This window comes from Massilia sp. METH4 (assembly GCF_037094685.1).
Taxonomy (GTDB): Bacteria; Pseudomonadota; Gammaproteobacteria; order Burkholderiales; family Burkholderiaceae_D; genus Rugamonas.
In genome coordinates this window covers 4,956,662-4,971,016 of sequence record NZ_CP146614.1, presented here as the reverse complement: position 1 = coordinate 4,971,016, position 14,355 = coordinate 4,956,662, and the positions used below count along the sequence as shown (strand labels likewise).

Here is a 14,355-nt window from a genome sequence, read left to right as displayed (position 1 = left end):
TTTGGAGGTCAGGCAGGAATCAGGCAGGGGGAAGGAGCCCGGCAGCGCGCGCCGCTTCGTCGAGGGTGGCACCGCCCAGCGCCAGGTGCTGGATCGCGGCCAGGCCCCATTGCGCCGAGCCGTTGGTGCTGATGCCGGGCATCTCGTCCAGGGGGCGCAGCACGGCCGGGCCATCGATGCGCCGCGGGCGCGCGGGGCCGTTCCTCAGCCAGTCGGACTGGAAGAATTCCCGCCACGCCCGCAGCGCCAGCGCGCGGTCGCGCTCCTGCCGGGCGGCATAGGCGGTCATGCGCGAATTGGTGTCGCCCATGCCGCGCCCGCCCGGGTCGCGCCCGAACAGGGCCACGATCTCTTCCTTCGGGGCGTTATAGGTGCGGCAGTAAGCGATCCACGCCTTGCGGTAGGCCGGCTCGTCGACGAGCGTCAGCAGCTCGGAGTTCATCTCCACCACGCCGAACACGCCGTTCAGGTTGGAGAACGCCGGCTCGCCGCCTGGCCCGACGAAACTGCCGGTGCGGTGGTCATAGGGTGCACCGCCGGCGAACCATTGCCACTTCAGCGCCGCGATGCTGCGCATGCCGTTCACGATCTTGTCGCGCCACCGCGTGTCGCCGGTCCGTTCCCATTCGGCCAGCCAGGCCGCCACCAGCGAACCCCACACGGTACCGAACGAGACGTTCACGAATTCGCCGCGCGGCGCCCCTTCCTGCTTCGGCAGCTTGCGCGAAATGTCCACCTTGTCCAGGTCCCGGTCGGAATCGAGCAGCTCGCGCATCAGATCGCCCACGCGCTCGTCGGCCGTCAGGTAGTAATAGATGCGCCGGTAGGCGGCATTCGAGATGCGTGGCTGCTTCGACGAGTCGGACCAGTGCTGCACGCCATGCCGCGTGCCGAAGCCCTTGAAGCGCCCCAGGTGGTATACATCCACTTCGCCCGTGTGCCGTGTCATCGCCTCGGCGAAGCGGAACAGGTCGGCCCGGCCCGTGCGCAGGTAGCTGTACCACAGCCACAGGTCGGTCGACAGTTCGGAGTTGTCCCACGCATAGCCGCCGATATCGTAGCGCCACATGTGCCGGTCGGCGTCGTAGGCATGCATCACGTCGCCGTAATGCCAGAAGCCGTACCACCGGTGCTGTTCGGCCTCGCGCAGGTATTGGTCCAGCTGCGCAGTCAGTCGATCCTCGATCAGCAGGCGGGCGGGGCTCGCCGTGTCGACCGGGTCCCAGTCGCCGAACACGCCGCAGGCGTGGATGCGCTCCGGCGCCAGCACCAGCCGCGCCGGATAGGCCACCTGTTCGGCCATCGCCGACAGCGCCTCGTGCGACGGCGTGCCGGCCGTGATCCACAGCTGCAGCTCCGAGGTGCGCGCCACGCCCGTTGCCGCATCCCACCCCGGCTCGTAGTCCTCGTACGTAATGTTCAAGCCGGCGATCTGCTTGTCGTGGGTATCCATGCCATCCTCGCCCCGGTAGGAACGCATGTCCATGGCCGGCGCGGAAGGTGACCACAGCCACGCCGTCACGTCCGCCAGCGGCGTGGCGGCATTGCGCACGTCGAGCTGCACGGGCGCGCGCTGCCAGAAGTCCTTCAGGCCCAGCGCCACGCCGCCGGAGGCTCCCCCGGCATACACGAGCCCCCTGGCGCGCGTGCCGGCGTTCGCATCGATCCACGCCCGCCCGCTGCGTGTGCGCTTCTTCAACGTAAAACCGTCGGGCGCCAGCTGCGCCAGCGAAAAGTCGCTCCACTCGGGAATCCACTGCAGGCCGTCGCGCACGGGCTTGGCCATACCGGCCAGCGGCGGCAAGGCCTGACCAGCCACCTGCGCCAGCCTGAAGGCCTCGCCGGGATCGCGCCGCAAGCCGGTCACCGGGCGCACGGCCTCGCCCCAGATGCCCACGCCTTCCCCCGCGAACCGGATGTGCCGGTCGTACGTCGGATCAGGCATCGGCACCTGCGCCGTCACGCCCAGGCCGGCGATGAAATCCTGGTCGGGCACGCCGTCATAAATGAATGAGTGGACGATGCGCACGCTGTCCGACCCTGCATAAAAATACAGGCGCACGGAGAACGGGAGCCAGTCGCGCCCGCCACCCGTGTGCAGGCCGTCCAGTTTCAGTACCGCCCGCACCGGGCCGGACTGCTCGACCGCCACCCGCGTGACCTTGCTGGTGAACGGTTGCCGCGCCACGCTGCCGGCCCCCTCCGGCTGCGGTCCATCCTGGCGCAGCGCCACGAGCTTCATGTTCTGCATGGCCAGGCGGCCCGCGCGCGTCACCGTGGCGACCAGGTGTTCGCCCGACGTCGGCACGGTCCACGCGATGTCGCCCGCCGTGATCACGACCTGCCCCGCCCCCTGCCGCACCGCGACGCCGCCGCGGGACGATGCGCCGCGCCCCAATTCCCAGCCATCCGCGGGCGTGCCGCCGGCGATTGCGTGCGCCGTCCATTTCAGCGAGCCGTCCGGCCAATAGGCCAGCGGCCAGGACTGCACTGCCGGCCCATCTGCGCCGAGCGTGAAGTCGAGCCGGTTGCCGGCAGCCAGGGTGCCGCGCGGCCAGGGCACGCCCAGGGTAGCGCCATCGAAGCGGGACGGCGCCTTGCCGTCGAGCCAGCGCAGCGCGGTGCGCGCGACGGGCGCGGCCTTGCCGCCCGTGTTCGCCGTGGCGCCGGCGGACCACCCCGGCAAGGTGGCAAGCAGCGAGGCGGCAGCGGCCGATTGAAGGAAGCGCCTGCGCGGCGGGGATGCGTTGGTCATGGGTCTCCTGTCGAGCGGCTCGCGGCCACTGATATATTAGTGCCGGCGATGGTACCCGGCGTGATTCGGCACTGTCCATAAGCCGCGCAAAATGCTCAGTGCATTGATTGCCGGGCCCGGCCGCGCCGTGTGGCTGGATCGGCACAGCCGGTACCTCGCGGCTCTTTGCTTGCCAGCCGCATCGGCGCACAATGGCCGTGATGCCGTCGGCCAGAACGGCACCGGGAAGGAGACGACGATGACGACGGTGGCCCACCTGCTCGACCGGCTCGCCAAAAGCGGCCGCGGCCGCATTTTCCTCGTGAACTTGAAGGACACGCTCGACAGCGGCTTCGATGCCGCCCCGTTGCGCGAAGTGTGCCGCGAACTGGCGGCGGCGCTCACCGGCGCGCCCGGCGAGGGAGCCACGCCGGACGAGCTCGTCGACGACCTTGGCGGGCGCTGTGTCAGCCGCGGCCTGTGGCGGCACTCGGCCGAACCGCGGCTGCGACGTGATGCCGGCGCGGCCTGGAACGTACTGTCCCGCGTCACCACCTACGGCCGCTTCTACACGTCGGTACTGGACCGCCGCCCCACGGGACCGCGCCTCTCCGTGCCGATGCCCGTCGAACTCGACGGCACCGGCAGCACGGAGATCGCGCCGGAGCACGTTCACGCCGTACGCGACTATGTGGACAGCGGCCGCTGGAAGGAAGACGTCGACAGCGGCAAGGTGCGCTTCGGCGGCCATTGCGTGTGGCTGGCGCCGCGGGCCGAGTTGATGCGCCGGCAGCGGCACATGAAGAAGGCGCTGCCGGACTTTTACCGCGACATGATCGGCCTGTCCCACCTCGTGCCCGGCCACCACCTGATCCGGCTCGACCTGGACCTGGCCGCCTGGACCGCGGGCACCCGGCTGGTGCGGCGCCGCCCGCATGGCGCATGCAATGGCGGCCCGCGCTTCCGCATGGCATACGACGGGCCCGTGTGCAGCGCCGACTGGGGCCGTACCGTCAACCTGGCCGTGCTGGCCGCGCGCCGCAAGGCCTGCCTGGACGGCGTGCCCGAGATGGTGATGGAACCGTTCACGGTGCCGCTGGACGCCGTGACCGCCCATTACCTCGGCGCGGTGCAAAGCGTGCCGGAAACCGACCACGACTATTTCCTGAAGCGCATGACGCCCGAGCCCATCGAGCGCATCGTGCGCCAACTGACCGAGGCCCTGTCATGAACCACCGCTGCCTGCCCCACGACGTGCTGCTGCTGTGCGCACGCTGGACCGATCCCGAGCACTTCCCCGGCGACCGGGCCGTGACGGGCTGGGACTGGCGCAGCCACTACGAGCGCCGGCTGGAAGCGACCATGGCGCAATGGATCGGCAAGGCGATCCTGGGCTGGCAATTCGAGGTGCGCCGCCCCATGGCCTTCGCGCCGGTGGCGCACCTGGTCGGCACGGCGCGCGAGGACCTCGATCACATCGACTCGATCGCCCGCCTGTGCCGCGAACTCGATGCGGTGCCCGACCCGAATTACCGGCCCTCGCCCGATCCGGGCGGGCCCGGCACAGGCCACGTCTGCCTCGGCGTGTGCCTGGAAAACGGCATCGCGCTGGCGCTGAAGCTGCTGGTACAGCGCTCGACCGACCACATGCACGCGCCGGACGAATTCCTGGCCGCGCTGCACGACCTGCTGCGCCTGGTGCAGGCCGTGCGGCCCTTCAACGCGGCTGAACCGCTGTGCGATGCCTGGGACCTGCTGTTCCGCGACGGCCATGCCGCGATCTTCACGCCCGACGACGTGCGCGCCCTGCGCCACCAGTTCGTACTCGCCCTGTACCCGCTGGCGCACACGGGGGTGCAGCACGAGCGGATCGCACAACTGGTCAAGCGGCTCGCGGAGGACATACCGGTACTGGACCGTGCGACGGCGGCCGACGTCCGGGCCACCTACGACATGATCTTCGGCCCCGGCGACGCGGCCACGCCCGACGACGAACTACCGGTGCACAGCGCGCCCGCCCTGCCGGTCGGCTTCCCGGCCGCGTGGAGCCATGTCTTCGCGGCGGGAGCGCGGCAATGAGCCCCGCCAACCCCGCCGACGTGCAGCAGCGTGTCCATGGCGCCGAGCACCGCCTGAAGGAACTGATCGGCGACATGCACGACATCTGGCACAGTTCCGTGGCCGAGGGCGCGACGGACGGCCGGCTGAACCTGTATGCCGTCGATTCCGACGTGGTGTACATGTTCATGGCGCCGGACAAGCTGCACCACTACGGCGCCCTGCTGCGCTACGACGGCGAGGCGCGCCACCTGGAGGACCGGGAGCTGCAGTTACTCGAGTCGAAGCTCGTGGAATTCCTGGGCAACCTGATCTTCTTCCAGTTGCAGCCGGACTGCGCGCCGCTCCTGATCGGCGACCATGCGATCGAGCTGCAAAAAATCCTTACCGATGCCGGCGAGGAAGCGATGCGCAAGCTGCGCGACTGGGAAACGATCACGCTGCAATTGAAGCGCTCGGCCAGCGAAGTCACCCTGGTGAGCCGCGAGCGCCTGCACGACGCGGCCCAGATCGTCGAGCACGGCACGGCGGCCGCCCCGGCTGCGGCGGCCGACATCAATGCGCTGTTGAACGACATCCACGCCAGCCTGCGCGGCGACGGCGCCATCGGCAAGCTGTTCCGCTTCGACTTGCTGGCCGCCGCCGACCGCGTCAAGCACCTGGACCGGCTGGCCCTGCAAAACGGGGACGGCTCGCCATCGGCCCTGCCCTCGCCGGTCACCGCCGACGGCAAATACATCGCCCCGGTCAGCCGGCTCGCCGCCCGCCTGCTGCAGCGCATGACGCAGCTGGACACGATCCACACGCCGGCCCGCAAGCTGACGATGCAGGGCGACGCCGTGGTGCTCGCCCACCTGGCGTGGCTGAACGAGCAGCTCGACCGCGACGCCTATTACCTGGAGACGGCCCAGGGCCCGCGGCGCGTGGGCCGCCTGCTGCTGATCACCGGCTCCCAGCTGCTGCCGCGCGCGATCAAGGACCTCGGCCTGGCGGACCTGGACCGGGTGGTATTCAGCCCCCTTTCGCTGCTGGGGCACCGGCTGATGGACGAATACGTGCAATCGTCGGGCACGGACAGCGCGCTGGCGCCGCCGGGCGCTTCCGGCGTCAGCGCTTCCTCGCTGATCAACTTCCTCGACGCCATGCGCCTGTCGTTGGCCCAGGCGATCCGCGAAGGCGACTACAACAAGATCGGCGAGACGCTGGGGCGCGTGCGCGGCGAGCACGCGCGGCTGATCGATTCGTGGCAAGGCAGGCAATTGTTCGGCGAGCACAGCCGGGCGGACGGCGTGAGCGCCGCGATCGCCGAGCTGCAGCAGCAGGGTCTCGGCCTGGAAGCGCTGGAAGGCTTCATGCAGCGGCTTTCCGTGAAGGCCTGGCAGGCGTTCGCCCGCTCCGTCACGCTGCTGGGTTTCAAGAAGGCCGACCAGGCCGGCGTGGTGCAGCGCAACCTGCCGCCGCTGCTGCTGGATGGCTACCCCAAGGCGCGCCGCCTGGCCCAGGACCTGTATCGCTTCGTGCACCGGAGCGCCTTCGGCCAGGTGGAGGAAAGCCCAATGGGCGCCGGCACCATCCTCGCCGTCACGAACGAGGACCCGTCCCACTACACCGAATTCCTGTGCTACGCGCTGTGGGCGCTGGCGCACCGGCTGCTGCGCAGCGCGCAGGGCTGCGCGGAACTCGCCCTCTCGATCGCGGAGCAGGAAGCGCCCGGCCCCGCACGTTCGGCCAAGCGCCTCGAAGCGCTGTACCTGCGCGCGCATGTGATGAAGCTGCGCGCGCTGACGGCCGAGGAATTGCAGGGGGCCCGGCAGGGTCTGGACGAGTGGAGGCAGGAAGCGCAGAGCCTCGCCGGCGGCGAGACGGCCGCGGCGGTGCCACCCGCCACCGCAGTGCGCCTCGAAGGCGAACTATTCTCGGTCGCGTCGCACGTGTGCTTCGTGGCGGCGTTCGGTTCGTCCGGCAAGGTAGCGCCCGCGCCCCACGTACGCACCCGGCAGCAATGCCGCGTGGCGTTCTTGCGCGGAAAGGCATTGATGGCTTCGCTGAACGCCGCGCCGGACCGCGCCGAGCTATGGCCCTACCTGCACGAATTCGTCCGGCAGCAGGTGCTCGTCAATGTCGTGCAGCTGGCCCTGCTGTGCAAGTTTGGCGTGACATTGAAGGACGATGGCGCCATCGATGTGTTCGTCACGCTGGAGGAAGACCCGTCGATCGCCGCCCTGGAAGGCGACTTCGCCGCGGCCGCCGAGGAGCTCTCGGGGCAGTATCGCTACCTGGACGGCGACGAGTCGGGCGACCTGCCCCGCCCCTCCGTCCTGATCGCCTGCGTGGCGGATGCGGCCAATGCCGTGTGGGCGACGCAGCGCTCGGAACCGATCGGGGCCGAGGCTGGCACGGGGCACCTCGGGTCGTTCGATGACCGGCGGTTCAGGTTCCTGGAGGCGGTATGCCGGTATCGGGCGAGATAATCGCGAAGCTCACTGTCGGGAATTAACGCCGCCAGGATAAAAAATCATCGATACTGCTCGGCCGCTTAATGACTGCCGTCCGCTCCCTGTCATACATCGGGTAGCGGATAGACGTCACTATCGTGCCAACTGACCTCGCAATCGATCAGATTTTGCGCCTCAGCGCCCTTATACGATTAGCCTCCCTCGGCGGCAACGTTCGGTCCAGTACCTGGGCGAAGAGGTACGCCTCAATAAACGAATCGAGAAAGTCGTAATCGGCGTCTTTCCGGAATCGTGTCTCGTCCAGAAGGAATCGGGCGATCAATTCCGCGACCTCCTCCATTGTTGAATCCAGGCGGTCAGCAATTTCCTTCAGCGCTGAGCGGTTCAGGTGTGCGGAGGCGAGCAAAACGACCGAGGAGTGAATCCAGTTACCGTATTCCTGAGCGGCGGCAGGCTCCTCCGGGTTCAATCCGCGATGGGTAGCCAGTTGGAGAAAAGGGACACTGCTCAGTATTTCACCCACTTTTTGGACATAGACATCCCATCCACTTTCCGGCTTGATGATGTCAATAATTATGTCGCCAAGCACGCCATAGAGCAAAGCATCGGCAAACTTCGATGCCACGCCTTGCGGCCTGGTACCTTGGGGTACGGCACTCTGCGGCGCTGAGGTCTGCGGCGCTGTGGCTGCTGCACCGCCCCCTTCGGCGCCCCTGATCACCGCGGGGTCGTAACCGTCGGCAGCGTCCTGCCCGCCCGCGCCCTGCTCGCTACCCGGCTCGGAATGATTTTCACTCATGGAGGCAATATCCATGGTTAGAAGTGAAAAGGATCGATGGCAACCGGCCGCAAACAAACGCAATGCGCAGTGGCTGGACTCACCATTGGTATGTCATGCTCAACAACCAAGACTAAGCGCAACGCGCTCACTGGTCAACCAATGTTTTTTAAATTGTCGTAAAGAAGAGTGCACGAAGAGCAGGGAGTTTGATTGCAAAACGATAGCTAGTGACCGCTGACGCGCGCCTCAACAACAGTCGACCCCAATAGCTAGAATATATAGTTGCGATCCCGCTAGCAATACCTTTCTTCTGCAAGGTTTATCTCTAGCTCTATCGAATGTGATTAATTGGCCATGTTATTCTGTACATACACGACGGCCATGCTCGCATCATTGGGCTTATAGGGGCGGGAGCCATTCTTCATCTACACGCTCTCCTCTTACGGCGCTTGCCCGTGCGTTCCTGACGACGGTAGAAGAAGTTTATTCATCTCGCGTCGCCGTGGTGGGTTGCATTGACCCACATCTGTTGCGTCACCATCCCCTCGCCGGCAAACTCCACCTCGATCGGGCCTGCCTCCACACCCGCCCGCACGACCGCAACGAGCCGCCCATGGAACGTACTCCGCTCCCCCGACTGCAAGCTGGAAGCATCCATCGGATTGCCATTCCCCACCCCGGCCAGCGTACCCGCCCCCTTCACGGACACGCGAAACTTCCGGTCGCCATCGCGAGAATACACGGGCACCCCATCGGCATCGACCAGTTCCGCCGTCACGTACACGAGGTCCTCGCCATTCGCCCGCACCTGCCGCCGGTCGGCCGACAGCTTCACCGAAGCGGGCGCGCCGGCGGTGCGCAGCTCCCAGCGGTCCGTCGCCTTGCCATCGCGGTAGCCGACGGCGACCAGCCGCCCCGCCTCGTACGGCACCGAATACAAAGCCTTGTACTCCGTCTGCCGCCCGACCGGCCGCCGCCCCAGGCTGCGCCCGTTCAGGAAGAGTTCCACTTCCGGATGCTCCGAATACACGGATACCTTCAGCGGCTTGCCCTCCTGCCCCTTCCACGTCCAGCTCGGGTGCAGGTCGTGCAGCGACCAGTCCAGCTCCGGGTGCTCCTTGAAGTACTCGCGGTCCGGCAAGTCTTCCGTGCCGGCCGGCTGTTCCACGAAGGCCGCCACCGGGTCGATGCCGCTCTTCCACAGCACCTGCCGGTAGTAGGCGGCCGGGCGCTTGCGGCCCGTCGCATCGATCTCGCCGCAGTAGGCGAGGTGCCAGGGATACTGGCCCAGCTGCTTCCAGTCCTTCGAATAACCCATCCAGCCGATGCCGGTCTCGCCGATGTAGTCGACGGCCGTCCACACGAAATCGCCGATCACCCAGGGCATCGTCTCCACCGGTTCCCAATAGCGGAACGCGTCTTTCGATGTCGACTCGGACGTGTACATCACCCGCTTGGGGTGCGTGGCGTGATCGCTGCCGAACAGGTGGGCACGGTAGTTGTAGCCGGCCACGTCGAGCTCGGCGAAGATTGGAGCATTGTCGGGGCTGTCGACGTTCACACCCTGCGTCACGGGCCGGGTCGTGTCCAGCAGGCGGATGCGCGCCGCCAGCTCGCGAGTCGTCCGAACGCCTTCAGCGGACGCCTGCTCCGGGATCTCGTTCCCCACGCTCCAGAAGATCACGCTGGGGTGGTTGCGGCCGCTGATGACGAGGCTGTCGATATCCTGCTTCCAGTTCTCTTCGAAAAAGCGCGAGTAGTCGGCATCGCGCTTGGACTTGCGCCACATGTCGAAGGCTTCATCGATGACGAGCACGCCCAGCTCATCGGCCGCGTCCAGCGTCGCCTGGCTGGCCGGGTTGTGGCTGCTGCGGATGGCGTTGTAGCCCGCATCCTTCATCAGCTCCACCTTGCGGCGGTCCGCATCCGGTGCGCCGGCCGCGCCCAGCATGTAATTGTCGTGATGGATGTTCCCGCCCTTCAGCACGAACTTCTTGCCGTTGATGCGCAGGCCGTTTTCGGCATCGACCGTGACGGTGCGAATGCCGAGACGGGTGCGCCGCGTGTCCTTCAGCACGCCGCCGACACGCACTTCCTGTACCAGCGTGTACAGGTTCGGCGCGTCGGGCGACCACAGTTTCGGCCGGGCGACCGTCAGGCGGTGATCGATATCGGCCTTGCCGCGTGCCGGGATCGTCACGGACAGCCGCTCCCGTGCAGCCACCGTGCCATCCCCTGCCACGAGTTGCGAGGTCACCTCGACTTTCGCGGCGGACAGCGACCGGTTCACAACCGCCGCGCGCACGTCGACTTCGCCCCGCTCGGCCGATGCGAAGCGCGTGCTGGCAAAGACGCTGTCGGGCGCCACGTGCACCGGGTCCAGCAGGTCCAGCATCACCGGGCGGATCAGGCCCGAGCCGGCATACCAGCGCGACGAGGGGTCGACGTGGTTCACCCGCACGACGATCACGTTGTCGCCCGCTTTGGCCTTGCCCGTCAGGTCCAGCGTGAACGCGGTGTAGCCGTAGCGATGCCTGCCCACGTGCTCGCCGTTGAACCAGATGTCGGCATCCATGTAGACGGCTTCGAAGTTCAGGCGCAGCACGCGCGAAGCATCCGCCGCGTCCAGCACGAAGTGCTTGCGGTACCAGCCCTGGCCGCCCGGCAGATAGCCGGAGTCCTGGCCGCCCACTGCCTTCGCGTCGAAGGGCGGCGAGCCATCGGGCTTGTCCATGATCGAATAATCGTGCGGCACCGTGACCTTGCGCCAGCGTGCATCGTCGAAGGCCGGCTGTTCCGCGCCCTGCACCGCGCCGCGTTCGAACAGCCAGCCCTGCGAGAGGCTGCGCTGTTCGGCGGCGGCATGGCCGGCCAGCAGCGCGATGGTCAGTGCCAGCGGGGTGAGGCGAAGATTCGGCAGCATGGGCATCCCGGCAAGTCCTTATGAAAGAGTCAAAATTTTCGAATCGTAGCAGAGCGACGGCGCGCACAGGTATTCCATTTCGCGCGCGATCAATATCGACTTGGCATAGCGTGGCGCCGGGCGCACCCAGCTTCTCAAGACGGTGATTATTTGCCTGCCTGATAAGTCACGGGCGCTCACCTTTCTTACCATGCCCCTGCTCCCGACATGACGAATACCCCCGGCGAGCACTACAACTACAAGGAGAGGCATGAATACATCGATCCACAAGACCGGAGAAATCCGGCTGACCGCGCTGGCGCTGGCCGCGGCCGCGCTCGCGTCTTCCGCGTCGGCCCAGCAGGCGCCGGCCACCGAACCGGCCGCCGTGGTGACCGTGACCGGCTTCCGCGCCAGCCTGGACAGCGCCCTGAACGCCAAGAAGAGTTCCGACGGCATCCTGGACGTGATCAAGGCCGAGGATATCGCCAAGTTCCCGGACGCGAACCTGGCCGAATCGCTGCAGCGCGTGCCGGGCGTGTCGCTGGCGCGCGGTGAAGGCGGCGAAGGCCGCCAGATCACCGTGCGTGGCCTGAACGCCGGTTTTACCAGGGTGCGCATCAACGGCATCGAAGGCATGTCGATGACGGGCGCGTCGGACATCAACGGCAATTCGAACCGCGGCCGCGGCTTCGACTTTTCCGTGTTCGCGTCGGAACTGTTCAACAGCCTTGAAGTGCGCAAGACGTCCGAGGCGGCCATCGAGGAAGGTTCGCTGGGCGCGACCGTCGACCTGCGCACCGGCCGGCCCTTCGACTTCAAGGGCCGCACCATCAGCTTCGGCATGCAGGAATCCTGGAACTCGGTGGCGCGCAAGACCCAGCCCCGCTTCACGGGCCTGATCTCGGACCGGTGGGACACGGCCTACGGCAAGTTCGGCGCCCTCGTCTCGGCGGCGTACTCGAAACGCCGCGCCACCGAGGAAGGCTATGAAGCCGTGGACCTGTACCCGGCCAGCTTCGACGGCGGCTTCTGCTCGCCGCCGGGCGTGTCGCCCCAGGTGCCGGGCAACGACGCGGTGAAGGGCGTGGATGCGGCCAATTGCGGCTTTGGCGTACCGCGCACCAGCAACCCGGCCGCATACGGCGAGGTGCTCTCCCGCACGGACAATTTCGGCGGCACCGTCGCCACCCCGGCGGCCGGCTCGGGCGCCTTTGCCCCGCGCATTCCCCGCTACCGCCGCTCGCAGACCGACTACGAGCGCACCGGCATCACCAGCTCCTTCCAGTGGCGCCCGGCGCCCGGCACGGACGTGAACCTGGACCTGATGTACGGTAAATTCAGCAATATCCGCTACGACAACTACGTCGGCGCCATTTCGTTCGGCCGCAGCCTGGCGGCGGCAAACGGCAAGCCGCAAACGTCGATCCTGGAAGCGGAATTCGACGACAAGGGCAGCTGGACCTACGGCCGCTTCAACGGCGTGGATATCCGCACCGAGGGCCTGATGGACGTGTATGAAACGAAGTTCCGCCAGAACGTGCTGTCGGCCAGCCACCGCATCAGCGACACGCTCAAGGTCGATGTCCTGCACGGCATGTCGAACACGAACCTGGACAATCCGATGCGCGCCACCGTCATGTTCGACGCGCCGAACGTGAACGGCTTTGCCTTCGACTTCCGCCAGAACCGCAACGTGCCCACGCTCACCTACGGCATCGACGTGGCCAACCCGGCCAGCTTTACCTTTGCGCGCACGGAGCCGAACGGCACCTGGCACGGCCAGTTCTTCGGCCGCTACCTGCAATCGGATAACAAGCTCAAGACCACGGCCGCGAACCTGGCGTGGGAAGCGAACGACCATCTCACCTTGCGCACCGGCCTGTCGCACCGCAAGAACACCTGGGGCCTGTACGAAGTGGGCAACGGTTCGGACGGCGGCCTGAACCTGCCCGCCGGCACGACGATGAACGACATCTCGCGCCACATCGACGGCTTCGGCCGCGGCCTGGGCGGCACGGGCGTGCCCACCTCGTGGGCGGCGGTCGACCTGAACAAGCTGCTGGCCGTGCACAATATCGAATGCCACTGCGCCGCCGTGCCGGGCTCGGAATTCAATCTGTCCACGCCGGGCGTGACGCGCATCGAGGAAAAGATCGATGCGCTGTACGGCATGGTGGACTTCAACTACGACTTGTGGGGCATCGGCTGGCGCGGCAATGCCGGCGTGCGCGGCGTGGACACGCAAGCCACGTCGATGACCCTGCAACGTATCGCCGGCCAGCTGCAACCGATCACGTTCACGAAAAAGTACCGCGACTGGCTGCCCGCGCTGAACCTGACCGCGCAGCTGCCGAAGGATGTGTTCCTGCGCTTCTCGGCCGGCAAGACGCTGGCGCGCCCGGAGTACGGCGACCTGCGCCCGTCGGCCAGCGTGAACCACCAGTTCCAGACCGTCACCGTCGGCAATGCCAACCTGGACCCGATCCGCGCCCGCACGTACGACTTGCAGGCCGAGTGGTACTACGACAAGAATGCCATGATCTCGCTGGGCTTCTTCCGCAAGGAGATCAAGTCCTTCATCCAGAACGTGCAGCAGCGCGAGGTGTACTCGTCGCTGGGCTTGCCGAACGAGCTGCTGACCGACGCCGGTTGCTCGATCACGGGTGGCCTGCCGGCCTGCAATGTGCAGCCGGGCACCGAGGTGGTGGTGAACCGCAAGTTCAACACGCCGGGTGGCCCGCTGAACGGACTGGAATTCAATCTGCAGGCGCCGTTCAACTTCCTGCCGGGCATCGGCAAGAACTTCGGCCTGCTAGCCAACTACACCCGCGTCAAATCGAAGATCAACTACATCGTGCGGCCCGATAACCCGGCCACGCCGGCAAACGAGTTCATCGGCGATACGGCCGACTTCACGGGCCTGTCGCCGCGCGCGCACAATATCACGCTGTACTACGATGATCCGAAATTCAGTGCCCGCGTGTCGGCGGCGCACCGGTCCAGCTACATCCAGGCCGTGCTGGGCGACATCAACGGCCACGACTATACGCGCGTGAACGGCATGACGAACATCGACTTTTCGCTGTCGTACAACGTGACGCCGAACCTGCGGCTGTCGATCGAAGGCCAGAACCTGACGGACGAGGCGCTGCGCTACGGGCGCGATACGGTCCGCAACGATACGCTGCTGTATGTGCATTCGGGGCGCACGTTCGTGCTGGGGGCGAATTACAAGTTCTGACCGGCGGCGCGCGTGTCGTTGGTGTCGGACATCATTTCCGGGCGCATCTTCCGGAAATGGTGTGCGACCGCTGCGGCGGACCGACCGGTTCTCCTGTGCCTCATCCGAAAACCAATGGGATGGACGCCCCCACCCTGAGACGGCATCGATGTGCCAAAGTGGAGCTGTCGAAGTTTCACT

General features: G+C 66.7%; 7 protein-coding genes. 4 read left to right on the top strand and 3 right to left on the bottom strand.

Features of this window, described 5'->3' with window-relative positions; all coding sequences use genetic code 11:
- Positions 1 to 19: 19 nt before the first annotated feature.
- Positions 20 to 2,755: a Tat pathway signal sequence domain protein gene (locus V6Z91_RS21795; protein WP_338761092.1), complete on the bottom strand. Its 2,736-nt coding sequence runs from the start codon at positions 2,753 to 2,755 to the stop codon at positions 20 to 22.
- Between the two features lie 169 nt (positions 2,756 to 2,924).
- On the opposite strand from V6Z91_RS21795, the gene V6Z91_RS21790 reads away from it, so the two are divergent.
- Genes V6Z91_RS21790 through V6Z91_RS21780 form a run of 3 tightly spaced genes read left to right on the top strand, consistent with a single transcriptional unit; the run spans position 2,925 to position 7,263 of the window.
- Positions 2,925 to 3,965 (top strand): hypothetical protein, encoded by a 1,041-nt coding sequence (locus tag V6Z91_RS21790; protein WP_338761089.1) that lies wholly within the window; start codon positions 2,925 to 2,927, stop codon positions 3,963 to 3,965.
- Entirely contained in the window at positions 3,962 to 4,813 is an 852-nt protein-coding gene (locus V6Z91_RS21785; RefSeq protein WP_338761087.1) for a hypothetical protein, read from the top strand. The genes V6Z91_RS21790 and V6Z91_RS21785 overlap by 4 nt, the downstream gene beginning before the upstream one ends.
- Positions 4,810 to 7,263, top strand: a complete 2,454-nt coding sequence (locus V6Z91_RS21780; protein WP_338761085.1) for a hypothetical protein — start codon at positions 4,810 to 4,812, stop codon at positions 7,261 to 7,263. Before V6Z91_RS21785 ends, V6Z91_RS21780 begins: the two co-directional genes overlap by 4 nt.
- 145 nt (positions 7,264 to 7,408) lie before the next feature.
- Here V6Z91_RS21780 and V6Z91_RS21775 read toward each other — a convergent pair whose 3' ends face one another.
- Together V6Z91_RS21775 and V6Z91_RS21770 are read right to left on the bottom strand one after the other, a co-directional pair.
- The gene (locus tag V6Z91_RS21775) at positions 7,409 to 8,047 is read right to left on the bottom strand and encodes a hypothetical protein (protein WP_338761083.1); all 639 of its coding nucleotides are present in this window, start codon (positions 8,045 to 8,047) and stop codon (positions 7,409 to 7,411) included.
- A 469-nt stretch (positions 8,048 to 8,516) separates the two neighbouring features.
- Entirely contained in the window at positions 8,517 to 10,952 is a 2,436-nt protein-coding gene (locus tag V6Z91_RS21770) for a glycoside hydrolase family 2 TIM barrel-domain containing protein (RefSeq protein WP_338761081.1), read from the bottom strand.
- A gap of 250 nt (positions 10,953 to 11,202) precedes the next feature.
- On the opposite strand from V6Z91_RS21770, the gene V6Z91_RS21765 reads away from it, so the two are divergent.
- On the top strand, positions 11,203 to 14,175 hold the full coding sequence (locus tag V6Z91_RS21765) for a TonB-dependent receptor (protein WP_338761079.1): 2,973 nt from the start codon (positions 11,203 to 11,205) through the stop codon (positions 14,173 to 14,175).
- Positions 14,176 to 14,355 lie beyond the last annotated feature (180 nt).

Bases quoted from the DNA above. Each gene is read 5' to 3' on its own strand.
- V6Z91_RS21795 (WP_338761092.1), bottom strand. From the start codon at position 2,755: ATGACCAACGCATCCCCGCCGCGCAGGCGCTTCCTTCAATCGGCCGCT.
- V6Z91_RS21785 (WP_338761087.1), top strand. From the start codon at position 3,962: ATGAACCACCGCTGCCTGCCCCACGACGTGCTGCTGCTGTGCGCACGC.
- V6Z91_RS21780 (WP_338761085.1), top strand. From the start codon at position 4,810: ATGAGCCCCGCCAACCCCGCCGACGTGCAGCAGCGTGTCCATGGCGCC.
- V6Z91_RS21775 (WP_338761083.1), bottom strand. From the start codon at position 8,047: ATGAGTGAAAATCATTCCGAGCCGGGTAGCGAGCAGGGCGCGGGCGGG.
- V6Z91_RS21770 (WP_338761081.1), bottom strand. From the start codon at position 10,952: ATGCTGCCGAATCTTCGCCTCACCCCGCTGGCACTGACCATCGCGCTG.
- V6Z91_RS21765 (WP_338761079.1), top strand. From the start codon at position 11,203: ATGAATACATCGATCCACAAGACCGGAGAAATCCGGCTGACCGCGCTG.